We start from the raw sequence: 24,348 nt of genomic DNA, 5'->3' as shown, positions 1-24,348 counted from the left end.
TTCCGTACTCCTCCTAATGAATCTCGCGGAATTCACCTGGCGTAATTCCTTCGGATTCCATGAATTTCTTGTTGAAGTAGCTGATGCCCGGATACCCGGAGAGAATGGCAACCTCTTTGATGGACATAGAGGGATGGGCCAGCAATAATTGCTTGCTTTTTTGAATCCGGCATTTGGTGATATAAGTGACAGGGGTCATTTTCGTTGCCTTTTTAAACAGGCTGCAGAAATAATTCGGTGTCAGCCCTGCTTGACCCGCCCACCATTCCAGCTCAAATGGAAGGTGGGCTTTTTGTTGCATTTTGGGCAACAGAGCCGTTATTTTATCCAGATGATTGGTGCTGCGGTAGGATGAGAATGGAAGCGAATTGCTCACAAATTCAATAATTACGCTATAGGTTAAGGTTGAGATCCGGGAGGGGCGGAGGAAATTATAATGTTCAACCTCATGAAATAAATCTTCAAATGCCGAATGCAGGAGGGAAGCGTTCTTCAGCGTCCAGATCGAAGAACTGGTATACCGGTTATCCAGAAAGTAAGCCGGGAGTGCATTGCCGTTAAACTGAATCCAGAAAATATTCCACGGGTCTGACTCTGAGCAATAATATCGCATACGGTCGTTCGGGAAATGGAGAAAGGCATCTCCAGCGCCTAATGTGAAGGTTCTATCCCCGATTTCAATATCCCCGCTTCCACTGGCGATATAATGCAAACTGAAATCTCTGACCCCATTCGGCCGGTTCACATTATGATCGTCCGGCCGGATGAAATTTCCGATAGAATGCGGAAAGCAGAAAAAACGGAATTCCGTAAAATTGGGTAAATAATAAGTTTTCATGCAGCCGCCACCCCACCCTTCTTTTACCAGACAAAATCTTAATATAGTTTCATTAATAGTATAATATTATTATTTCGTCAAGGATTATTGATCATTATAATGAAAACAATAATATATTTTTGTTTCAGAAAACGGTGCCCGATATATAAAAGTGACAACGCTTTCTAGAAAATGTTAGCTTACGCTGCCATCCTCAGGGAGATAAACTACAGGTAAAGGAGGAACGAATGATGCAACTCGAAACAAACTTAACCGGCGCAGAGGTTCACCGGGGCCAGATATGGAAGCGGTTTAAAAAACAAAGAGTGCTCCATTTATTTGTCGGGCTCGGCATGATTTTTCTGGTGATTTTTTCCTACACTCCAATGTTCGGTATTCTGATGGCGTTTAAGGACTACAGCATTTCCGACGGGATCAAGGGGATTTTTACAAGTGATTGGGTAGGGTTCCGGTATTTCGATGAATTTGTCCATGATTATCAGTTCGGTAAGATCGTCAGGAATACACTTGTGCTCAGCTTCCTAAAGGTGATCTTTGCCTTTCCTGCTCCTATCGTGCTGGCCATTCTGCTCAACGAAGTGAAAAGCATGCCGTTCAAGCGGTTCGTGCAGACGATCAGCTATTTGCCTCATTTTATCTCATGGGTAGTAGTGGTCGGAGTCTCCTATGCGTTCCTGTCCGCAGATATGGGGCTTGTGAACAAAGCGCTGCTGCAAGCCGGGTTCATCGACCAGCCGCTTAATATTCTGACGAGTCCGAATTATTTCTGGGGCCTCGCTGTAGGGAGTGCCGTGTGGAAAGAGATGGGCTGGTGGACGATTATTTTTCTGGCCGCGATTACAGGCATCAATCCTTCACTTTACGAAGCCGCTGAGATTGACGGGGCTGGCAGGCTGGCCCGCATCCGCCATATCACACTTCCGGGAATGAAGGGGACCATCGTCGTCGTGCTGGTTCTGACCATCGGCAGCATTCTTGGAGGCGGCTTGGTCGGCTCTAACTTTGAGCAGGCGTATCTGCTGGGGAACAGTATTAATAATCCGACCTCGGAAATCGTGCAGACTTATGCGTTCAAGGTGGGGTTAAGCGACGGCCGGTTCTCTTATGCAAGTGCGATTGATTTAATCCAGTCTGTTATCTCGGTCATTCTAATCTTCTCCAGTAACTTCATTGCGAAGCGCGTCTCTGGCTCAAGTCTATTCTAGAGAAAGGAGCGTTAACTGTGCTCAAGAGTCAAAAACAAAAAGATCTGGTCATGGACAGCATCGTTTATTTGCTTCTTTCCATTATTGCCCTGACCATGCTATATCCCTTTTATTATGTACTGATTGCTTCGTTTAACAAGGGATCTGACACATTATTGGGTGGAATGTATTTATGGCCCCGGAGTGTAACCTTTGAGAACTACAGGATTTTCCTGGAAGACCCCAAATGGATGAAGGCGTTCCTGGTTACTGTGGCCCGCACGGTCTCCGGCACCGCGCTCGGTCTTCTGCTCACCAGTCTCGTAGCCTACGCGCTGTCTCACCGGGATCTGCTGTTCAGTAAATTTTATTTCACTTTGATTATCTTCGCGATGTACTTCTCCGGCGGCCTGATTCCGTATTACGTGGTGCTGCGTTCATTGGGGCTGCTGAATTCGTTTGGCGTGTACATTGTTCCTTCTATGCTGAATACGTTTTTCTTGCTCATCGCCATCTCGTTCTTCCGGGAGATTCCCGGTGAATTGAAGGAATCCGCTCACATGGACGGCGCCGGCGAATTCGTGATCTACTTCCGCATCATCCTGCCGGTCTCGATGCCGCTGCTTGCCACAATGGCACTGTTCATGGGGGTGGGCCAGTGGAATTCCTGGCTGGACTCCGCGTATTTCGTCCAATCCGAGAATCTGAGGACGCTTACGTTCCGCATGATGGAGATCATCAACCAGAGCAATGCCCCGATGGATTCGGTGGCTGTAGCCAACCGGCCTGGCGGCGGAGTTACCAGCTTTTCCTTGCAGGTCACCTCGATGGTCGTCTCCATCTTGCCGATCATCTGCGTGTATCCGTTCCTGCAGAAGTATTTTGTACACGGGATTATGTTAGGTTCTGTCAAAGGTTAATCAGGATGCTGAAAACAAAACAGGGAGAGATAAACATTGCTTAGAGAGAATCTGGACCGGAATTGGGAGTTTGAACACGGGAAGCCGTTTCACATTCAAAGCAAGGAAAACATGCAGACGAGGATCGTTCATCTGCCGCATGACTTCACGATTGAAACGGATACGTGGGCGGAGGCTCCCGGCGGGAGAGCAACCGGATATTACGGCGGCGGGATCGGTACTTACACCAAGATGCTGGATATCCCGGCCGAGGCTGAGGGAAAAAGAGTGCTGGTCGAATTCGACGGCGCGTATATGAACACCACTGTGGTACTCAACGGGCATACCGTAGCCCAGCATCATTACGGATATACGCCATTCCATGCTGACCTCACGCCTTATATGAGGCCCGGTAAGCCGAACCGGCTCGCGGTGACGGTGAATAATGCCGCACAGCCCAACTCCCGCTGGTACACGGGGTCAGGCCTATACCGCCATGTCGATCTGTTAACCAGTCCGAAGCTGCATATCGTACCATGGGGAATCTATGCCCGCACCTCGCATATCGTGGGCGGCACAGCGTTCATTATTGTGGAGACAACGGTAGCGAATCATGCGGATACCCCCGACAGTGTGTGGGTAGACCTCAAACTGGAGAAGGAAGCCGGAGGAGCTGAGGCGGGAAGCGGAAGGGTGCAAGTCTATGTACCTGCGGCCGGGAAAGCCGTGGGCCGGGTGACAGTCGCGGTTGAGCATGCCGAATGTTGGGATATTGATTCCCCGTCTCTGTACCGCATTACTGCATCTCTGAATGGAAGCGATAAACATTATGACAGTGACAGCACTCTGTTTGGCATCCGGACGCTCACTGTTGATGTGAAGAACGGTCTGATGCTGAACGGGCGCACGGTCAAACTGAAAGGCGGCTGTGTGCACCATGATCACGGGATTCTTGGCGCCGCTTCCTACAGCGACAGCGAGTACCGCAAAATGAAGCTGCACAAGGATAACGGATACAATGCCATCCGCTGCGCCCACAATCCCCCGTCAAGGGATATGCTGGATGCCTGCGACCGGCTGGGCCTGCTTGTGATGAATGAAGCCTTCGATATGTGGACGATGGACAAAAATCCGCATGATTACAGTTTATATTTTGAGCGCAACTGGAAGTCTGACATCGAAGCATTTATTCGGCGTGACCGCAATCATCCCAGCATCATCATGTGGTCAACAGGCAATGAAGTTAATGAGCGCGGAGGATTGTCCGGCGGATATGAGTGGGCTGCCCGGCTCACGGCATGGGTCAGGGAACTGGACCCGACCCGTCCGGTTACCAACGCGGTATGCACATTCTTCAGCGGGCTGGGGGATGAGGATCAGCAGCGGTTCTATGATGATCTCAAGAATCCGCCCAAGGAGTCGGCAGGGTTCGTCAACTTCGACACGGAGTTCGGCAAGCAGGTGTGGGATGGCTATACGGAAGCCTTCTGCGCTCCGCTCGATATTGTGGGCTATAACTATCTGATTCATCAATTCGATGCCGCTGCCCATAAATATCCTGACCGGGTGATCTGCTCGACCGAGAGCATAGCCAGAGATATGGATCAATATTGGGAAGGTGTAGAACGCCATCCTTATATTATCGGCGATTTCAACTGGACCAGCTTCGATTACATCGGGGAAGCAGGCCTTGGCAAAACGATCTATACGGAACCGGACGAGGCGGATGAACGGCGTAAAACCTTACATGAGTCTCCCTACCCTTGGCGTCTGTCCTATGATGCGGATTTCGATCTGTGCGGCTTCGCGCGCCCCCAGCTTGCTTACCGGCGGATTGTCTGGGGTTCTGACGAAACCTTCATTGCTTCACACCGTCCTGAAAACTACGGCAAAACCGAGCTGATTAGCGGATGGGGCTGGACGGAATGCGAGCATGCCTGGAGCTGGATCGGGTATGAAGGCGAACCTGTTACTGTCGAAGTCTACTCGGCAGCTGAGGAAGTCGAGCTCATTCTGAACGGTGTAAGCTTGGGCAGGCAACCCGCAGGCAAGGTTAACCGCTTCAAGGCGCGATTTGTTCTTACCTATATGCCGGGTATCTTGGAGGCAGTGAGTTATACCAAGGACGGCAAAGTTTCAAGCGATGTGCTCCACTCGGCCGGAGAGCCGGCGGGAATCCGGATTATTGCAGAGAAGAAGGAGCTTGCTGCAGATGGGCAGTCGCTCTGTTACGCGGTTGTTGAGATTATCGACGCCGCCGGCCATTGCGTGCCGGAAGCCTCGCTGCCGGCGGTTGCCCGGGTAGAAGGCGCAGCGTCTCTGGCTGGCTTCGGTACCGGCAGACCCCAGACGACCGAGAATTATACTACCGGCTGGTTCACTTCCTTCAAAGGCAGACTGCTGGCCGTTGTCCGTGCAGGGGGTGAGCCGGGAATCTCCACGCTGACAGTCAGCGTTGACGGGCTGGAGCCGGTTAGCCTGGATATTCCTGTGAACTAATACTATGGAGGGATTACATTGACAAAGACAACAAGCCGCAAGACGCTTGCGGCAACCATGGCAGTTACCTTGACGCTGGGACTATTGTCCGCCTGCGGCGGAGGCAACAACAGCGGTACCAAGCAGGAGGGAGTGGCCGCAACACCCGGAGCTGGAGCTGTAAAGGAATTATCCTTGTTCATTGATTTTCCCTGGTGGGCAACCAAGGACTGGAAAGGGCCGATTGCGGAGAAAATCACCGAGAAGACGGGCGTTAAGCTGAATGTAACCGTAGCTACAGACGACAAGCAGCTCCCGCTGATGATTGCTTCAGGCGATCTGCCGGATCTGGTGCTCACCTCCAGCAACGTAGGCCGGATGTCCGATGCCAAGCTGTCGTATTCGTGGAATGAGCTGATCGAGAAGTATGCGCCGGACTTCAAGCTGGATGCCACCCGAATTGCCATCAATACGATGGATGACGGCAACTTCTATACGGTCCGCAATGCCTTCGCCACCCAGGAAGAGATGTCCAAGAATAAATTTGCGCTCGGCGGGGACGGCAATCCGGGGATTGCGGTGCGTGAAGACATCCTGAAGGAGCTGGGGAATCCCCCAATCAAGACACTGGATGACTTCGTGAAGGTGCTCGGTATGGTCAAGGAGAAGTATCCTGACATGGTGCCGCTGGTGCTGGACAAGAACTGGATCGAGCAGTATTTTCTCCAGCAATTCGGTGCCGAGGCCCTGTTTGACAACTGGGTTGAACAAGATGGGAAAGTGGATTATTTCATCAGACAGCCGCAAATGCTGGAGTTCTTCAAATTCATGAACAGCTTGTACCGGGGTGGCTACATTCTGGCTGAGAACTTTGCGTTTGCCAATGATCAGATCGACGAGCAATATGCGACAAGCGGCAAAGCGTTCGCCCATGGCCACACCGTAGGCACTGCGGATACGGACAACAGCGCGGTTAAGAAAAACAACGGTACGTTTACCTTCAAAATGCTGCCGAGCGCATTGACCAAAGAAGCCAAGAAGGTAAGCACAGGACTGGGCTTCGCCGGCACCTTCATCACCAAGAAGAATAAGAACCCAGAGGCCTCGATCAAGCTTCTGCAATATCTGGCCAGCGACGAAGGGAAGAAGCTGACGATGTTCGGGGTAGAGGGCGAGCATTGGACGTGGAATGAAGAGGGACACCCGGATCTGAAGTATGATTCGTCTGATCAGGACTTCATGAATGCGAACGGCATCGGCTGGTGGGTGCTGTACAATGACGGTGTCATGGAGGGCATGCGAGGATATGTGCCGGGCAAGCAGAAGACACAGGCGCTGATGGAGACAAAGGCGATTACAACCTACAAGCCGGCGCTCGGCCTGATTCAGACGCAGCCGGATTCTGCGGAGAAGACGCTCAAGACCAAAATCGACGAGATGATTAAGAATGAGAAGGTCAAGATCTATCTGGCAGGCTCTGAAGCGGAGGCAGTAGCCAATTACGAGAATCTGGTGAAAACGGCCGAGAGTCTGGGTTTGCAGCAACTGGTAGACTGGGCCAACGATACGTATCAGAAGAAAAAGGAGCTATTTAAGTAAATCAGGGACAACCGGTAGAGGCGATGAGCCTCTACCTTATTTTTCGTCAGACGATACTCGTTACAACAGGAGGAATGGCAAACATGAGAGTACTGATTGTAGATGATGAACCGCTGATTCTGAACGGGCTGGTGAAGATTATCGGGGAGGCGGCGCCGCTCGGGACGGAGGTTTTCAGGGCGGACAATGCGTTTGAGGCCTTGGAGCTCATGATAGACTGTATGCCGGATGTGACCATTACAGATCTTCATATGCCGGAGAAAAATGGCTTCGAGCTCATCGAGGCGGCCAGGGAGAGCGGACTCTGCGACCGTTTCATTATTCTGACGGGCTACGATGAATTTGAATATGTCCGCAGAGCGCTCCGCACGGGGGTGGTGGATTATCTGCTGAAGCCGCTGGGTAAGGATGAGATTGCCGCTCTGCTGGAGCGGATTGAACAGGTGCTTCCCTCTGAAGCCGATCCGGAGTATTCGAACCATGCGAAGCGCATTCTGGCCTATACCAAAACCCATTATATGAACGATCTGTCGCTCAACCATCTGGCGGAATTGATGAATCTTCATCCGAAATATATCAGCAGTCTGTTTAAAAGAGTGACCGGCGATACGTTTGTCAATTATCTGAACGGATTTCGGATCAAGGAGGCTCAGAGGCTGCTCAGGTCCCATGGCCGGTTATCCGCGAACGCCATCGGCAAGAAGGTCGGGTTCGAGGATAAGCATTATTTCACTAAAGTCTTCAAGAAGTATACAGGAATGACGCCGGGCGCTTACCGTGATGAGAGCAAACCGGAGTATCCGGCGAGTAGTGAAGAAGCAACCGGAGCTGGAGGGCTGGAGCTGTAAGATAAGCGCAGTTAAACCGCTGCATCCGGGATTATGTCAATAGCGGATAAGTGAAGTAAAAATGTGAGCGTTGTCAATAAACAGGCGTCTCCTCCATAATGAAAGCGTAACCAAAATAAAGAACACAATAATTGAACTGGGGGTTGACTATGAACACAGGTACAAGAAAAGGTCAGAGCTTACTGAAGAGTACTTCCATCCTGTTGTTGTCTGCACTGCTGTTATCCGCATGCTCGGGTAAGCTGGAATCCGGTAACGGCGGGAAGGAAACGCCGGCCGGTAATGATCCGAAGCCAAGTGCAGCTGTAGATGAGAGTCCGCTCGGCAAATACGATCCTCCGATTGAGTTGTCGTTCGTCAGAGATCTTAGCGATGTGGTAGAGAATAACGTGCTTGGCGTATTGAAGGACGAGACGATTGATAACAACCGCTGGACCAAGTTGTATGAGGATCAGCTCGGCATCAAGATCAAATATAACTGGATTGTGAAGGGCAGCCAGACCTCGGATCAATACTTGCAGAAAATCAATGTCACCCTGGCCTCCGGGGATCTGCCGGATGTAACGCCGGTCAACGCCACCCAGCTTAAGCAATTGGCCGATTCGGACCAGCTTGAGGATATGACGGCGTTATATGAAAAGTATGCTTCCCCGTTCACCAAGAAGGTGCTGTCGGGAGAAGGAACGAGTGTGTTCGATGCCGCGACCTATGGCGGCAAGCTGATGGCTATTCCGAGCCTGGAATCCTCTATTGAACGGTCGATGTATATCTGGATTCGGACCGACTGGCTGGAGAAGCTTGGTATGCAGCCGCCGAAGACGATGGCGGATGTCCTGGCGATCTCTGAAGCGTTCGTCGATAAGGACCCCGACGGGAACGGGAAGAAGGATACCTACGGCCTCGGTATCACCAAGGATCTGTGGGGCGGAGCCATGGGACTGGAAGGCTTCATGGCCGGATACAATGCGTACCCGAACATCTGGGTGGATGACGGCAGCGGCAAGCTGGTCTACGGCAGCATTCAGCCGGAAGTGAAGAAAGCGCTTCAGGTGCTGCAGGATATGGCCAAGAAGGGGCAGCTGGATCAGGAGTTCGGCGTGAAGGACGGGGGCAAGGTGTCCGAGCTGATCTCAGCCGGCAAGATCGGGATGGAGTATGGCGAGCAATGGAATTCCATCTGGCCGCTGCAGCTCAACCGTGACAACGATCCCAAAGCCCAGTGGCAGGCCTTCCCGATTGTCTCGGAATCGGGAGACACGCCGAAGGTACCTCTGAAGTTCAGCACGACCCGCTTCTTCGCGGTCAAGAAGGGTGCCGCACACCCGGAAGCGGTCATTAAATTGTTCAATCTGCATGTGGAGAAGAACTGGGGCGAGACGGCCGAATTCGATAAGTACTATGCACCGCCGGAAGCAGAGAGTGTCTGGCAGTTGTCTCCGGTTACACCGTATCCGGTAACGAAGAACGTAGACGCGTTCCGGGAGATTGATGCTGCCCGCAAGGCCGGTGATTTCTCCACCCTGAAAGGTGAAGCCAAGACAATCCAGGAGAAGCTTGAGTCCTATGCTTCAGGTTCAACAGAAGGCTTCTCCCTATGGGGCTGGGAGCGGATCTATGGAGAGCAGGGTTCCATGGGCATAGCCGACCAATATATCAAGAATGACCAGTTCCTGCAGGAGAAGTTCGTCGGCGCTCCGACTCCGACCATGGTTGAGCGCAAGACAACGCTTGAGAAGCAGCAGAATGAAATGTTTGTCAAAATCATTCTGGGTGATCCTATCGATAAGTTCGACCAGTTCGTGAAGGACTGGAAGAAGCTGGGCGGCGATCAAATTACGCAAGAGGTCAACGATTGGTACGCAGCGACTAAGAAATAAGGCGCTGCTCTGGAGGAAGAAAACAACCTTTTCTTCCTCCATTCCATTCTTGCCCTGCAGATGTGGAGGATAACGATGAGAGCAAAACTGCGAAAAGAACTGCCGCTTCATTTGATGCTTTTGCCGGGACTGGTGATGATCATTCTGTTCTCTTACGTCCCCATGGCCGGTGTCATGATCGCGTTCCAGAAATTCATCCCTGCCAAGGGCTTGTTCGGGGATCAGAAGTGGGTGGGCCTGGATAACTTCGAATATGTGATGAACCTGCCAAGCTTCACACAGGTGCTGTGGAATACGCTGTTTATTTCGAGTCTCAAGCTGATTCTGGGCCTGATTATTCCGCTGGTGTTCTCGATTCTGCTGAACGAGCTGGCCAGTAATGTGATTAAACGGTCCGTGCAGACAGCGATTTATCTGCCGTATTTCTTGTCCTGGGTCGTGCTTGGCGGCATCTTGATTGATATTCTGTCTCCATCGGGCGGGATTGTGAATGAATTCCTCGGATGGTTCGGCATCTCCAAGATCTTCTTCCTCGGCGACAACGACTGGTTCCCCTTCACGCTGATTGCCTCGGATGTATGGAAGAACTTTGGCTACGGCACGATTGTATATCTGGCGGCTATAACGGGCATTGATCCCGGGTTATATGAAGCAGCTACCATTGACGGCGCCAACCGCTGGCACAAGACCTGGCATATTACCATTCCGGGCATACGTATGGTCATTGTCCTGCTATCGGTACTCAGTCTGGGTCAACTGCTGAATGCGGGCTTCGATCAGGTCTTCAATCTGTACAGTCCGCAGGTCTATGAGAGCGGGGATATCCTGGATACCTTCGTCTACCGGATCGGTCTATTGGATGCCCAATACGGCGTAGCGACTGCCGTCGGCTTCTTTAAATCAATCATATCGCTCACCTTGATTTCCAGTTCGTATTTCCTGGCTTACCGTTTTGCCAAATACCGGATCTTCTAGAGGAGGGAGTACCCTTGGAGCAACAGCTAACGCCCAAACCGGAGGAATGGACTCCCATTCGCCCCAAAAAACGCTTTGACGGGATTGCGGTATTGAACGCAACCGTTCTGATTCTGGTCTCACTGCTCTGTATCCTGCCGCTCATTCATATTATAGCGGTGTCCTTCAGCTCAAGCGCCTCGGCTTCCGCAGGGTATGTCAGACTCTGGCCGGTAGACTTCACGTTCGCCTCGTATATGTATACGATGAGCCGGACTGAATTCTGGCAGTCGATGCTTGTCTCCCTGACGCGGATCGGCATCGGCACGCCGCTGAATCTTCTGTTAACGATCCTTGTCGCTTACCCGCTATCCAAGGAATCGCATGCTCTGCGGTTCCGCAGCGTCTATGCCTGGGCCTTCTTCGTCACGATGCTGTTCAACGGCGGGCTGATTCCCTGGTATACCACGCTCAAGGAGTATGGCCTGCTGGATTCCATCTGGGCACTGGTACTGCCCGGCGCAGTTCCTGTGTTCAGCGTAGTGCTGCTGCTTAACTTCTTCCGGGAGATTCCGAAGGAGCTGGAAGAGGCGGCGCTGATTGACGGGGCCGGCCATTTCCGGACAGTCTGGTCCATCTTCGTGCCGATCTCAAAGCCGGCGCTGGCTACACTGGCCTTATTCTCGATGGTGGAGCACTGGAACAGCTGGTTCGACGGCCTGCTGCTCATGGGGAATCCGGCCAACTATCCGCTGCAAAGCTATATTCAGACGATTGTAATCCAGCAGAACCTGTCGAATATGTCGCGTGATGCCATGCTTGATCTGGCGCTGATCTCAGACCGGACGCTGAAGTCCTCCCAGATCTTCCTCGGCTCCCTGCCGATTATTCTGGCTTATCCGTTCCTGCAGAAATATTTCGTGAAGGGAATTGTACTCGGCAGTGTCAAAGGTTAACCTCCCGGACGTTATGCATAAGTCTGCAGCTCCCCCCGGATTCAGGATATAATGGTGAAAATGATTGCTGGGGGTCTGGGATTGTTGTTCAAAAAGGATTACTCACTGCGCAATACGATATTTCTGCGGCTGATTGTGACCTTTCTGCTCATTATGCTGCCTATTCTTGTCTTCGCCGCTTATCTGTATCAATGGATTATGCAAACGGCCAGCAGCGATATTCGAAGCTCGGCCAGCGCCCAGACCGTCTTTTACTTAAATGATATGGAGAATGAGATCGAGCGGATGAAGCTGCTGCAGTACAGTCTGCTGGAGGATGAGGATCTAAACAAGCTAGCCCTGACCTGGGAGGCGCTGCCGACCATTGACCGCACGGAGAATCTGAATTCGCTGATGAAACGCCTGTTCATCGTGCAAAACAGCAGTACGTATATTAAGGACGTCAGGGTTCATATCATGACTATAGGCCGGACTATCTCATCGGTCGGCGGTGTGCGTGAGATTGAACTGAAGCGCTTCCGCGAAATCCGCTCGGTCTTCGGGGACCGCCGTTCCCAGGTGATTGAGTGGGATGGCGGCCTGTATCTTAGTGCGATGAAGCAGCGGGGCATCAAGGGGGCGGAGCCGGTTCTGACGGTCGAGATTGAGCTGGACACCCAGGAGCTGCGGGCGGCGCTGGGCCAATTCAATACGTATCCCGGCAGTGGAACGCTATTGCTCTCCGATAGTGCGAGATTCGCGCTCTACAGTATGACCGGCGAGCTGGCGCGGGCGGAACCGTCCCAATATGTCCGGGATATCCGCACGGTGGCCTCCGGGGAGAGGCTGAGGATTGCCGGCGCGCCTTACTATATCGTCCAGACCGGCTCGCAGGAGCTTGGCTTGTCCATTTACCGGATCATCCCGGAGGATATTATCAAGAATCCGTTAAGCAAATTCTATACCTGGGCCTGGGTGTTCGGTGTGGCTGCGCTTGCCATCATCATAGCTTTTGCACTGTCGACCTACAAGTTCATTCATAAGCCGATGCTGACGCTGGTGAAGAGCTTTCGGAGAATGGAGCAGGGCGATCTGGATATTCATATCCAGCATGAGTCGAAGGATGAATTCCGTTATCTGTACAGCCGCTTCAACCAGATGGTGAGCAATCTGCATTCCTTGATCGATCAGGTGTACAAGCAGAAGATTATGGCCCAGCGGGCAGAGTTGAAGCAATTGCAGTCACAGATTAACCCGCATTTTCTGTATAATAGCTTCTTCATTCTGAACACGATGGCGAAGACTGGCGATACCGAGCGGATCGAACAGCTTACTACGATGCTCGGCGAATACTTCCAGTTTGTCACCCGTAACGCTTCCGATCTGGTGTCCTTGGAGCAGGAGATTCACCATGCAAGAATGTATACAGAGATTCAGGCCATGCGCTTCTCCCGCAGAATTGGAGTCCGGTTCGATGCCTTGTCCGAGGAACTGCAGAAGGTGTCTGTTCCGAGGCTGATTGTGCAGCCGATTATTGAGAACGCGTTCAAGCACAGCCTGGAAAAGAAAGCTATGGAGGGCCTGATCATTATCCGCTTCGCACAGGAAGGCCCGGACATCCGCATTATCGTCGAGGATAACGGGGATAGGCTGACCGATGATACGCTAGAGCAATTGAAAGAGTCCCTTAATGTCTATCAGGAGCAGGCGGAGACAACGGGCCTAGTGAACATTCACCGGCGCATCCGCATTACCTTCGGGGAAGAGAGCGGCTTGCTGGCGGACCGGAGTGAGCTTGGCGGACTAAGGGTAACCATCCTTCTTAGAGCTGGAGGTGAGAATTCTGGTGTACAGGATGCTTATCGTGGATGATGAAGAGATTATCACAGATGGCCTGGCGGTTATTTTCGGCAAAATGGAGCTTGAACTGGACATCTACAAGGCCTATTCAGGCCACGAAGCGTTAAATCTGCTGAACCGGACCCGGGTGGACATTGTCCTGTCTGATATCTGTATGCCCGAGATGGACGGGCTGGAGCTGATGGAGCATATCCACCGGAGCTGGCCGCAATGCAAAATCGTCTTCCTGACCGGACACAGCGACTTCAATTATGTCTACCAGGCGATTCAGGCTCCGGGCGTCCAATATGTGCTCAAGAATGAAGGTTATCCGAAGCTGATTGAGGCGGTGATGCGTGCGCTCCAAGAGCTGAACGACACCATGCAGGTGAATGATCTGATCCGTGAGTCGAAGGAGCAGCTTAACACACTGGAGACCTTGGCACAGGGAGATTATTTCCGCCATCTCATTCACAGCGTCAAGGCGGATCAGGATATGGCCGGGGACTTCGTCCGTCTGAACATTCCGCTGGATGCTTCGCGGCCGGTGTTGATCGCACTGGGCAGCATCAGTGATCCTGAATCCTCACGTACGTATATGGACCGCCGGGAGACGGCGCTCGCGGTGAAGTTCCTGTCGGAGAAGCTGCTCAAGGAGCGGACGGTCAGCCTCGGGGTCATCGACCGGTACGGTGACCTGATCTGGCTGATTCAGCCGGGCGGGACGGGAGAGGCTTCGCAGCCGGAGGATCTGGAGCAGATGATTAAATTCCTTGAAGGCACCTTCGAGCTGATTCAGCAGTCGTGCCGGGAATCGCTGGAGGTCGGGATAGCCATCACTCTCAGTGCGGCGGAGTCTGCCTGGTCCAGGCTGCAGGTAGTGTACGATAAAGCCAGGCAGGTTCAGCATTACCGGGCAGGAGACGGAGAGCGGATGGTGCAGAAGGTGCAGCTGAATGAAGCGGCGGCGCCGGATACCGTACGTGACCGGTTCATGCAGGGCAAGGTGGAGACTCTGGCTGCGCATCTGGAGGCGGGCCGCAAGGAGGAGTTCCTCCAGCTGTTCGGGGAGATGGCTGAACCGGCGGGGCAGGACCCGGGAAGATGCAATCCGTATCTCACTGAGCTGTATTACACCATTGCCCTGATGCTTATGTCGTATACGAACAGATGGGAAGCGGACGAGGAGATCGGGGCAAGCGGGCTGATGCAGCTTGAAATCCACCGTTCGCTTGGCGAAGCCTTCCAATATCTTCGGAACACGGCGGAGCTGCTGTTCTCTGTCAGGAAGAGCGGGGAGCAGAAACGGGCAGCGGGTGTCATCGACCGGATCTGCTTATATATAGAAGAGAATCTCGACCAGGACCTGTCGCTGGTCCGTCTGGCCGATTTGATCCACTTCAATCCCTCCTATCTGTCCCGCCTGTTCAAGCAGGAACGGGGAATCAATCTGTCCGAGTATATCGAGGATATGCGCGTCCGCCAGGCCAAGGAACTGCTCCGTAGAGGGGAGCTAAGGGTCGCGGAGGTCGGCTCATTAATCGGATACGTAACCCCGCAATCCTTCACCCGGGTATTCAAAAAATGGACCGGAACCACGCCGCAGGAATACCGTGCAGATGTGGTTGGTGGTTGAATGGCCTGTACTCGTGGCCGGGGGCCGCTTGCGAGGGTGGAGCAGGAGAGAGATGACGGGGAAGGTCTATTGGGTGAGAGCATACTAATTATGAGACATCTTGGATGAGAGATATAGAATGAGAGACATTGGATGAGAAATATTAAAGGAAGATATAGTCGCTCCTTCGGGATGGATGGCGTTGCCTCCATCGCCCGGGGAGCGATTGTTCGTTGGAGAGTAAATGAGAGGGATAAATCCAATTAATGCAGCCAAAAGTCGGCCGGATGGTCGAAGGAAAAGGATAAATCCCTTTGATGGTGCTGGAAGTGGAGTAACTGATGAAATGAAAGGGATAAATCCCTTTGGTGGTGCTGGACTTGGGCTAAATGAGTGCATTGATATGGTGGATGCGGGCCTAGTGAGTTAATGAGGAGCACAAGTGCACTTGAATTTGCCGGACGTAGGTGAAATGAGCAAATGAAGAGCATTAGTGCACTTGAATTTGTTAGACGTAGGCGAAATGAGGGAATAAGGAGCATTAGTGCACCTGAATATGCCGGACACGGGCGAAATGAACAAATCAGGAGCACAAGTGCCCCTGATTTCTCTCTGCATACTCCATCAGCCCCGCCAGAAGTAGGTCAAAGGAGTACAGTGATGAACCAACTCTAGTTAGTTTCTTTTACATATAAATCCGGTAATTCCCGCTCAGCGCCAGCATGGTGAAGAAGTACAGGCAGTTGTCATAATAGCGCCGCTCTCCGGTGCGCAGCGGGGTGTTCCAGAACAGCTTGACGAAGTGCCCGGTATCCGGGCCATCGGCAGCGAGCGAGGCCATTGCCAGAGTGGACAGCAGGCCGACCGGATGCAGGGACAGCTCGTCAAACGGCTGGCCGTCAATCGTATACCGCCGGTAATCGGCCGGATCGATACTGCGGAAGAATGCCTGAATGCGGTTAGACTGCTCTACCTGCCAAGCATCGCAGCGGAACCATTCATAATCCAGCCCAATGTTGGCGGCTACCCTGTAGGCATCACTGAAGAAGTGGCGGAAGTCGCCATGCGGCTGGGGTTCCGCCGGAGTTCCGTCATAGTTCGCATATTCCGGCGACAGGCCGGTTACGGGATGGCAGGCCTTGTGCAGGTAATCCCGACTCCGGGCAGCTGCATCCTTCCAGAATGCCCGATCTGCTTCATCCGCCTGCAGGGCGAACAGATCATAGAAATGCGGCAAATGATAGGAAGGATCGCTGAACGGAGTCTCCGGAATGAACTTGATCAGCCGGGTCTCGGGATCCCACATCGGATGGCCTTCTCCGTCTTCTCCCTTATGCACACAGGCGCGGAGAATGATTCTGGCCTGCTCGGAATAATTGAACGGCGCGGCCCCGTCGCCCCAGCGGCTGGAAGCGAAGAACAGTGCCATCGCGAAGAACTCCTCTCCGTCCGGGGCGGGTCCTTGCGACAGCCTTGTACCGTCCAGCCTGCATTGCCAGGCGAAATAATCCTTATAACGGCCCTCCGTATGCTGCATGAAGACTTTAGCGAAATTCCAGAGCCGGTCGAACTCCTCCTTTTTATCCATCTGAACCGCCATCATCATCCCGTACGACATGCCCTCTGTGCGCACATCGGTATTGCCTGTATCTACGATATAACCCTTATCATCATCCATAGTATGGTAGAGCCGGACATCAGGGGCACCGTAGAACATTTCGTTCCAGGTATCTTCCAGCCGCTGCTGAATCGCCTCCGGACGCAGTCCGATCTCAAGGAACAAATTTCTGTACTCTCCTGTGTGAAAAGAGCCCTCTGTAGTATTTATCATAACATCCTCCAGGTGAATTTTATTTTGCCCAAGTATATCATAAGCGGCGGTATAAAGATTAAAGCGTTTTCCAGATAATTTATAGACGATTCCGGCTCAGGACAATAATCTAAGGATAGATCAATCTTAGGTGTCTATATGTCATGGACTTCACGCCAAAAGCTTCTCTATACTGGTAGGGACATGCTGCAAGGTGAATAAAAAGGTTAGGGTGATAGAGCTATGAATGAGGTGTTAGAGCTAACGAAGCTTACAGTCTACACGCGCATATCGAACCAGGATTATACCGGGTCTCTCAGCAACAGTGTTCATATGGCCTGCACAGATGATCATAACGAATTTCAGCCGCTTAACCGGAACTATGGCCTATTATTTGCCGTGGCCACTGTAGATGAGAAGAATGTGATCCATGAAAAAGGACTTAAAAATCCCTATCTGTTCCGCACACAGGATGGTGCTTTCGGGATGATTGCCGTAAGGATTGACGCCTCGGGGGAGGATGACGGGGAGAGCAAAGGGCAGATTCTGCTGTGGACCTCGCCGGATCTGGTGACCTTCGATGTCCAGCGGCTTGTCCGGCTCGATAATGAACGCTATGTAAAAGAAGCCGTCTGCATACTGGACAGCACCGGCGGATATGAGATCCGCTGGCAGGACAACGACGGCAACTATTATGTGAACCGGCTGGCCGACCTGCGAAAGCCGGAAGGGATCTCGCCGCCGGAGCCTGCGGAAGCTTACACGGTAGAGCAGCCCGTTCAGCCGCTACCCGGAACCCGTCCTGGGAATGTGCTGACAGTGGACGGTCCCACAGGCCGCAAGGTTCAGGCAGCCTGGACCCCGGTGTATAACACCGGTATTCGCGTAGAGGAGCAGGTCAGTGTCCACTCCGCAGACGAATTGACAAAGGTCAGAGCCACAGCGCTGTATTCGGACGGCTCCATTGCCGATAAGCAGGTCGCTTGGGATACCACAGGGATTGATTTCACCTTGCCGGGAACGCATATCATACATGGCAAAGTAGTCACATATGACTTGCCGTTCCCGTTGGCAAGCGGCTATGCAGACCCTGTAATTCTCCCTTGGAACGGCAGGTATTATTTCCTGGCTACCAATGACAATGTCAATAATATCGGCATCTATGTCCGCGTGGCAGATACCTTGAAGGACTTATTCGTTCCGGGCTTCCAGGAAGCCGTTATCCTGGACCTGAATGAGGAGCTGAATTTCATCCAGACCTTCTGGGCGCCGGAATTCCATGTCATCGGCGGGGAGCTATACATCCTGTTCGCCGTTGGCGGCAAGGTATGGGGACCGCAATGCCATCTTATGAAGCTGAATCCCGGCGGTGATATTATGAAGGCTGGGGATTGGAGCACACCAGCCCGGGCGAAACGAATGGACGGAACTCCTTTGGCCGCAGACGGCATTACGCTGGATATGACTTATTTCAAGGCAGACGGCACCTCCTGTGTAGTCTGGTCTTACCGCAAAGGGATCGGAACGCCGCTGGATACCGGCTCCATGCTGTATATCGCCACTGTAGATGAAGCAAATCCGGCGGTATTAACCAGTGAGCCGGTGCTGCTGTCGCGTCCGCTGCTCGGCTGGGAGAACGTTCAGGGCACGATCAATAACGAAGGCCCGTATCCGCTTCTTACGGAAGATACCGTGTATATTGCCTATTCCGGCGGGGCGGCAACGGGATATACCTATGCAGTAGGCTGGTTAAGCATTCCACGGGGCGGCGACTATCTGGATGCCGGTGCCTGGAGCAAGGCGGGCACGCCAGCACTTTCTTATTATTCGCTGGACGGGGTGTACGGTCCGGGGCATAACTCCTTTTTCCAGGATACAGACGGTACTACGCTAGTCCTTTACCACGGGGAAGAGCAACTGGTGAAGCATGGAACGAGATGCTCGGCGATCCACAGAGTCCATTACAACAATAACGGCGTTCCATTGCTCGATGTGGCTGGGGAGAGAGATGTACATCCGGATTACGCCAACTGCACGATTCAGGCGACTGTGCTTGCTTAAACAACAATCTATATAACAAATGGAGGATGTTAGAATGACACAACCACAAGGATTCAACCCATATCTGCCTTCCTGGGAGTACGTCCCGGATGCGGAGCCTTATGTTTTTGAAGGAAGAGTATATGTCTATGGCTCGCACGACCGGTTCAACGGACATGCCTTCTGTCTGAACGACTATGTATGCTGGTCAGCGCCGGAAGACAATCTGGGCGATTGGCAGTATGAAGGCGTGATCTACAAGACAACAGATGACCCGCTGAACCCGGAAGGCAGCATGTGTCTCTATGCACCGGATGTGACGCAGGGACCGGACGGGCGCTACTATCTCTACTATGTACTGGACAAGGTTTCTGTCGTATCGGTAGCAGTCTGTGATAAGCCGGGCGGCAAATACGAATTCTACGGCTATGTCACCTACGGGGACGGCACGCGACTGGGCGAACGGGAAGGCGATGAGCCGCAGTTTGACCCGGGGGTATTGACTGAAGGAGACACCACCTACCTGTACACCGGCTTCTGCGGATACGGCGACAAGTCCAGACACGGGGCGATGGCTACTGTACTCGGTCCCGATATGCTTACGATTATTGAAGAGCCTGTGTTCGTGGCACCGAGCCAGCCTTACAGCCAGGGAACCGGCTTCGAGGGCTATGAGTTCTTCGAGGCCCCTTCCATCCGCAAAAGAGGGGATATTTACTACCTGATCTACTCCTCCATCTCCATGCATGAGCTGTGTTATGCCACCAGCAGTTATCCTACCCGGGATTTCGTGTATCAGGGAGTCATTGTGAGCAACTGTGATCTGCATATCGATACGTATAAGCCTGCGGACCGGACGATGTATTACGGCGGCAATAACCACGGCAGCATCGTGGAGGTTAATGGAGCGTGGTATATCTTCTATCACCGGCATACCAACGGGACCGCGTTCTCGCGCCAGGGCTGCATCGAGCCGATTACGTTCCGTGAAGACGGTACCATCCCGCAGGTGGAGATTACAACCTCCGGCCCGAACGGCGGCCCGCTGGAAGGATGCGGAGAATATCCGGCTTATCTGGCTTGCCACCTGTTCACCAAGGATCAGGAGATGTATACCGGAGGCTTCGGACCAATGGGTGCCTGGATGGACAGCCGGTTCCCGAAAATCACCCAGGACGGCAGAGACGGCGAAGAAGAGGTTGGTTATATTGCCAATATGACGGAGTCGGCGACTGCCGGGTTCAAGTATTTTGACTGCAAGGGGGTTAGCCGGGTCTCCATCAAGGTGCGCGGATATTGCCATGGGGAGTTCCAGGTGAAGACGGCATGGGACGGGCCTGCGCTTGCCTCCATTCCGGTAGGCTTCACGAATGTCTGGAAAGAATATGCTGCGGACGTGGCGATTCCGGACGGCGTTCAGGCACTGTATTTCACGTATACCGGGGGCGGCGGCGCGCAGTTTGCTTCGTTTACGCTGGCTTAAGCAGTCGCGGGCGGGGCGGGATGGAATAGAGCATGACAAGGAGCAGTGCCTGAGAGACTTCTCAGGCACTGCTTCTCTACTTGCAGGATAGTTAGTTGAAGACAGCGAGGGTTCCTCCTATTTGGCTCCACTCATTTGCAACGTAAGCCTTAGCTCCAACATCTGGAGTAGTGCGGACACAGGGGCCGTTATTTTGTCCAAAAATGTGATTATTCTCAAGTTACGGACTCAGAAGACCTTAATGGGGGATATGGAAGCCAAATGAGATAGAAACAGTCAATTAACGGCCACTGAGTCCGCGAATAGCTCATTTCTTCGGTTTTCAGGGAGATAGCTGCCTCTGAGTCCGCATGGCTTGCAGCCAGGTGCAAGAAATCTCTTGCCTAATAATCTAGCTCGTACCGTGCGGAGCCTATTTATTGTCCACTCCCGCCCACACCAGATGGTAATGGAGTCCGCTTCGGAGACTATACGCCGGAAGAATACCGTGCCTTGTACTCTGAGGGGGTCATGTTCATATAATGCTTGAACCATTTGGAGAAATAGCTGACATGCTGGTAGCCTGACTCCAGCGCAGCCTCCAGCACATTGTATGATCCGCTGCGGAGCAGGCTGGCCGCCTGGCTAATGCGGATATAATTCAGATACTCCATCGGGCGCATCCCTGTCTGAGCCTTGAAAAACTTGCAAAAATGCGAGCGGCTCAGCGCTACCACAGAGGCCAGCTGATCCAGCTCCAGCCGGTCGCGGGAATGCGCCTCCATATAACTCAGCACCTCCCGGATCTGCCGGTTATATTCTCGGCCGTGCCGGGTCTCCGGCGCCGGGTTCAGCCCGGTTAGCCCGTATTGATAGCTGTCTGCGATGAACAGCAGCAGGAGCGCCTTCAGACTCATTTCGTATGCCCCAGGCTTACGCTCATAACGGCTTAACAGCTCCCTGATCAGCTGAAGCAAGGGGGAGTGGGCGGCATCAGCAGCAGATAATAGAGCAGGAAGTCGGACCGTCCCTTGCAGGACCGGGTCCAGGAACAACTCCTGCACCCGGTCGGGCTGCGGCGAAGACAGCCAGGAGCCTTTGAACACGATGGAATAATAACAGGTGCCGCCCATGGCGGTGTCCATGCCCGAATGAAGCTCACCGGGATGAACGATCAGGGCATCCCCTGATTGAATGGGGAACTCGCGGCTCTCAATATGGAAGGTAGCCTTGCCTTCTGCCAGATAGATAATCTCCATTTCGTTATGCCAATGTACGGGAAGAATGGAATGCACACGGGCCTGATGCTCCACCCGGTAGATATGCAGCGGGAATTCCGGCTGGCCGTGCAGCTTGTTCTCCCGGTAACGGTGTTCGTACATGATGCCCTCCTATGAATCGTCATATTGTGTTGATATCGCGCAAATATATGCTAGATGAACCGATGCCAATAATAATATCATTATCATCAAGATAAGTCATAAGGAAGGGTGGAACCATTGTGAAACTGATAGCTGTTCAATCCGGCGAGGCCGGCGTAAGGCTTGCGACTAGTGAGGGAATGATGCATATCGGCTGGTGTACGCCGGGGATTGCCAGAATCCGCTATACGCTGAATGCTGAGCTGAGCGGCAAAGAGAGTCTGATGGTACTGAGCCGGCCAGAAGCCGGGAACGTAGAATACAAAATCACAGAGCTGCCCGGGCATCTGGAGATATCAACAGCGCAGCTAACGATTGAAGTGGATAAAGAGACCTGTGCGTTCAGCTACAGAGCTGCGGACGGCACATTGCTGACACGGGAGCCGGCCAGAGGCGGCAAAACCCTGGAGCGAACAGAAGTCTATCATACAGTCTTCGATGCTTCAGCAGACACGGTCGAGACTGGGCAGGGTGCTGATGGTCTGCGTGCCAGAGCGGAGGGGGTTAACCGGAGGCTGGACCGGGAGGCTTTTCATACAAAGCTGGAATTCGTATGGCAGGAAGGGGAAGCCCTGTACGGACTTGGCTCCCATGAAGAGGGGATGATGAACCTCCGGGGAAGGCAGCAATACTTGTACCAGCAGAATATGAAGGCGGTTGTACCGGTACTTGTGTCTACACGGGGCTACGGGATTCTGGTAGATTCGGGGTCTTATATGACTTTTCATGATGATGCCTTTGGCTCGTACCTCTGGAGCGATGCGGATGAAGAGATGGATTACTATTTCATATATGGTCCGGAATTCGATCAGATTACAGCGGGAATCCGCTATCTGACCGGAGAAGCGCCGATGCTGCCGAAGTGGTCCTTCGGGTATGTACAGTCCAAGGAAAGATACGTCTCCCAGGCGGAACTGCTTGCCATCGTGCAAGAGTATCGTGAACGTTCGCTTCCCCTCGACTGTATCGTACTCGACTGGCAGTCCTGGACGGGCAATCTGTGGGGGCAAAAGACTTTCGATCCTGACCGCTTCCCCGATCCCTTGCAGATGATGAACAGCCTGCACGCCATGAACGCCAAGCTGATGGTATCGATCTGGCCGATCATGGGCGCGGGCGGGGACAATCATGAAGAGATGAAGGCGCGCGGCTTCTTGCTCGGTAATCAGGCTACTTATGATGCCTTCCGGAAGGAAGCGCGCGAGCTGTACTGGAAGCAGGCCAATGAAGGACTGTTCGCACATGGAGTCGATGCCTGGTGGTGTGATTGCACCGAGCCGTTCGAAGCAGACTGGAAGGGAGCGGTCAAGCCGGAGCCGGAGCAGCGGCTGCTGATTAATACAGCAGAATCGAAGCGGTATCTCGATCCGGGCTTGATCAATGCCTATTCCATGCAGCACTCCAAAGGGATCTATGAAGGCCAGCGTGCAGCGACCTCAGCGAAGCGGGTAATCAATCTGACACGCTCCGCGTTCGCAGGGCAGCACCGCTATGGCACGATTACATGGTCTGGTGATATAGCCGCCAACTGGGAGACGCTGAGGAAGCAGATTGCAGACGGCCTTAACTTTTGCCTGACCGGTTCGCCATACTGGACGCTGGATATCGGAGCGTTCTTCGTGAAGAATCACAAGGAGCAATGGTTCTGGAGCGGGGATTATGACGAGGGTGTTGCGGATCTGGGCTACCGGGAGCTATATGTCCGCTGGTTCCAGCTTGGCGCGTTCCTGCCGATGTTCCGTTCTCACGGAACCGATACTCCAAGGGAAATCTGGCAGTTCGGCGAGGAGGGTGAGCCGATGTATGATACGCTGGTGAAATACCTGAAGCTCCGTTACCGGCTGATGCCATACATCTACTCCCTGGCCGGAGCTGTGGCACACCGCAGCTATACTATGTTCCGCGCACTGGCCTTTGACTACCGGGAGGATGTGCGGGTTCATGCTGTCGGCGACCAGTTCATGTTCGGTCCGGCCTTCATGGTGGCTCCCGTGACGGAGGCTATGTATTACGGTCCCGGCTCCCGCGAGCTTGAAGGGGTTCCTAAGCAGCGCAGTGTATATCTTCCTGAAGGCGAATGGTACGATTATTGGAGCGATGAATGGCTGGAGGGCGGCGTGACGATTGTAGCACAAGCGGATCTGGAGACGCTTCCCTTGTATGTCCGCGCCGGGTCCATTGTTCCGCTCGGCCCCGATGTTCAGTATACGGATGAACAGCCGGAGGCTGTGACCCGGCTCAAGGTATACGGGGGCAAGGATGCAGCCTTCACCCTGTATGAAGATGAAGGTGATAATTATAATTACGAGACCGGCTCCTATGCCATGATTGAGCTGAGCTGGTGTGAAGCGGACCGCAGCCTGACTATCGGGAAGCGGGCCGGAGAGTATGCCGGAATGCAGGCGGTAAGGCAATTTGCCGTAGAACTAGCGGGGCATGCGGGAAGCTGTGTCGTCACTTATGAAGGAGAAGCGGTAACCGTCCGCGAAGAGGAACTTCAGAGCTAAGGCTGAGGTTAATTGTAACCAACCTGAACGTTTTGTAAGCTG

Annotated in this window: 16 protein-coding genes; 13 read left to right on the top strand and 3 right to left on the bottom strand. The window is 53.0% G+C overall.

Annotation, left to right across the window (positions count from 1 at the left end):
- Positions 1 to 13 precede the first annotated feature (13 nt).
- Positions 14 to 838, bottom strand: coding sequence for a helix-turn-helix transcriptional regulator (locus C162_RS08440; protein WP_036693481.1), 825 nt, complete (start codon positions 836 to 838; stop codon positions 14 to 16).
- Between the two features lie 230 nt (positions 839 to 1,068).
- Here C162_RS08440 and C162_RS08435 point away from each other — a divergent pair, with 230 nt between their 5' ends.
- From C162_RS08435 to C162_RS08390, 10 genes are all read left to right on the top strand, one after another.
- Positions 1,069 to 2,043 carry an ABC transporter permease gene (locus C162_RS08435; RefSeq protein WP_036693479.1) on the top strand — a complete coding sequence of 325 codons (975 nt, stop codon included), beginning with the start codon at positions 1,069 to 1,071 and terminating at the stop codon, positions 2,041 to 2,043.
- 17 nt (positions 2,044 to 2,060) lie between these two features.
- A complete protein-coding gene (locus tag C162_RS08430; protein ID WP_235218378.1) occupies positions 2,061 to 2,942 on the top strand; it encodes a carbohydrate ABC transporter permease in 882 nt (293 codons plus the stop codon).
- 36 nt (positions 2,943 to 2,978) lie between these two features.
- Entirely contained in the window at positions 2,979 to 5,420 is a 2,442-nt protein-coding gene (locus C162_RS08425; RefSeq protein WP_036693478.1) for a glycoside hydrolase family 2 TIM barrel-domain containing protein, read from the top strand.
- Positions 5,421 to 5,438: 18 nt separating this feature from the next.
- A complete protein-coding gene (locus tag C162_RS08420) occupies positions 5,439 to 6,998 on the top strand; it encodes an extracellular solute-binding protein (RefSeq protein WP_235218377.1) in 1,560 nt (519 codons plus the stop codon).
- An 83-nt stretch (positions 6,999 to 7,081) separates the two neighbouring features.
- Positions 7,082 to 7,846 (top strand): response regulator transcription factor, encoded by a 765-nt coding sequence (locus C162_RS08415; RefSeq protein ID WP_051493319.1) that lies wholly within the window; start codon positions 7,082 to 7,084, stop codon positions 7,844 to 7,846.
- A gap of 149 nt (positions 7,847 to 7,995) precedes the next feature.
- Positions 7,996 to 9,723: an extracellular solute-binding protein gene (locus C162_RS08410; RefSeq protein WP_036693475.1), complete on the top strand. Its 1,728-nt coding sequence runs from the start codon at positions 7,996 to 7,998 to the stop codon at positions 9,721 to 9,723.
- 75 nt (positions 9,724 to 9,798) lie between these two features.
- Positions 9,799 to 10,698 carry an ABC transporter permease gene (locus tag C162_RS08405; RefSeq protein WP_036693473.1) on the top strand — a complete coding sequence of 300 codons (900 nt, stop codon included), beginning with the start codon at positions 9,799 to 9,801 and terminating at the stop codon, positions 10,696 to 10,698.
- A 56-nt stretch (positions 10,699 to 10,754) separates the two neighbouring features.
- The gene (locus tag C162_RS08400; protein WP_036693535.1) at positions 10,755 to 11,633 is read left to right on the top strand and encodes a carbohydrate ABC transporter permease; all 879 of its coding nucleotides are present in this window, start codon (positions 10,755 to 10,757) and stop codon (positions 11,631 to 11,633) included.
- A gap of 81 nt (positions 11,634 to 11,714) precedes the next feature.
- Positions 11,715 to 13,484 carry a histidine kinase gene (locus C162_RS08395; RefSeq protein WP_036693534.1) on the top strand — a complete coding sequence of 590 codons (1,770 nt, stop codon included), beginning with the start codon at positions 11,715 to 11,717 and terminating at the stop codon, positions 13,482 to 13,484.
- A complete protein-coding gene (locus C162_RS08390) occupies positions 13,468 to 15,087 on the top strand; it encodes a response regulator transcription factor (protein WP_235218380.1) in 1,620 nt (539 codons plus the stop codon). Before C162_RS08395 ends, C162_RS08390 begins: the two co-directional genes overlap by 17 nt.
- Positions 15,088 to 15,751: 664 nt before the next feature.
- On the opposite strand, the gene C162_RS08380 is transcribed toward C162_RS08390, so the two are convergent.
- A complete protein-coding gene (locus tag C162_RS08380) occupies positions 15,752 to 16,897 on the bottom strand; it encodes a glycosyl hydrolase family 8 (RefSeq protein ID WP_036693468.1) in 1,146 nt (381 codons plus the stop codon).
- 222 nt (positions 16,898 to 17,119) lie between these two features.
- Between C162_RS08380 and C162_RS08375 the strand changes: the two genes are divergently transcribed.
- Together C162_RS08375 and C162_RS08370 are read left to right on the top strand one after the other, a co-directional pair.
- Positions 17,120 to 18,937 carry a family 43 glycosylhydrolase gene (locus C162_RS08375; protein WP_036693467.1) on the top strand — a complete coding sequence of 606 codons (1,818 nt, stop codon included), beginning with the start codon at positions 17,120 to 17,122 and terminating at the stop codon, positions 18,935 to 18,937.
- A gap of 34 nt (positions 18,938 to 18,971) precedes the next feature.
- Positions 18,972 to 20,399 (top strand): family 43 glycosylhydrolase, encoded by a 1,428-nt coding sequence (locus C162_RS08370; protein WP_036693465.1) that lies wholly within the window; start codon positions 18,972 to 18,974, stop codon positions 20,397 to 20,399.
- A gap of 467 nt (positions 20,400 to 20,866) precedes the next feature.
- Here C162_RS08370 and C162_RS34240 read toward each other — a convergent pair whose 3' ends face one another.
- Complete coding sequence (locus C162_RS34240) at positions 20,867 to 21,760, bottom strand: helix-turn-helix transcriptional regulator (RefSeq protein WP_051493318.1); 894 nt, start codon at positions 21,758 to 21,760, stop codon at positions 20,867 to 20,869.
- 119 nt (positions 21,761 to 21,879) lie between these two features.
- Between C162_RS34240 and C162_RS08360 the strand changes: the two genes are divergently transcribed.
- Positions 21,880 to 24,306: a glycoside hydrolase family 31 protein gene (locus C162_RS08360; RefSeq protein ID WP_036693464.1), complete on the top strand. Its 2,427-nt coding sequence runs from the start codon at positions 21,880 to 21,882 to the stop codon at positions 24,304 to 24,306.
- The last annotated feature ends 42 nt before the right edge of the window (positions 24,307 to 24,348 follow it).

This window comes from Paenibacillus sp. FSL R7-269, assembly GCF_000517865.1.
In the GTDB taxonomy this organism is placed as follows: domain Bacteria; phylum Bacillota; class Bacilli; order Paenibacillales; family Paenibacillaceae; genus Paenibacillus_AQ.
Note: the sequence above shows the minus strand (reverse complement) of the source record. Positions and strands in the feature narration are given on the sequence as shown.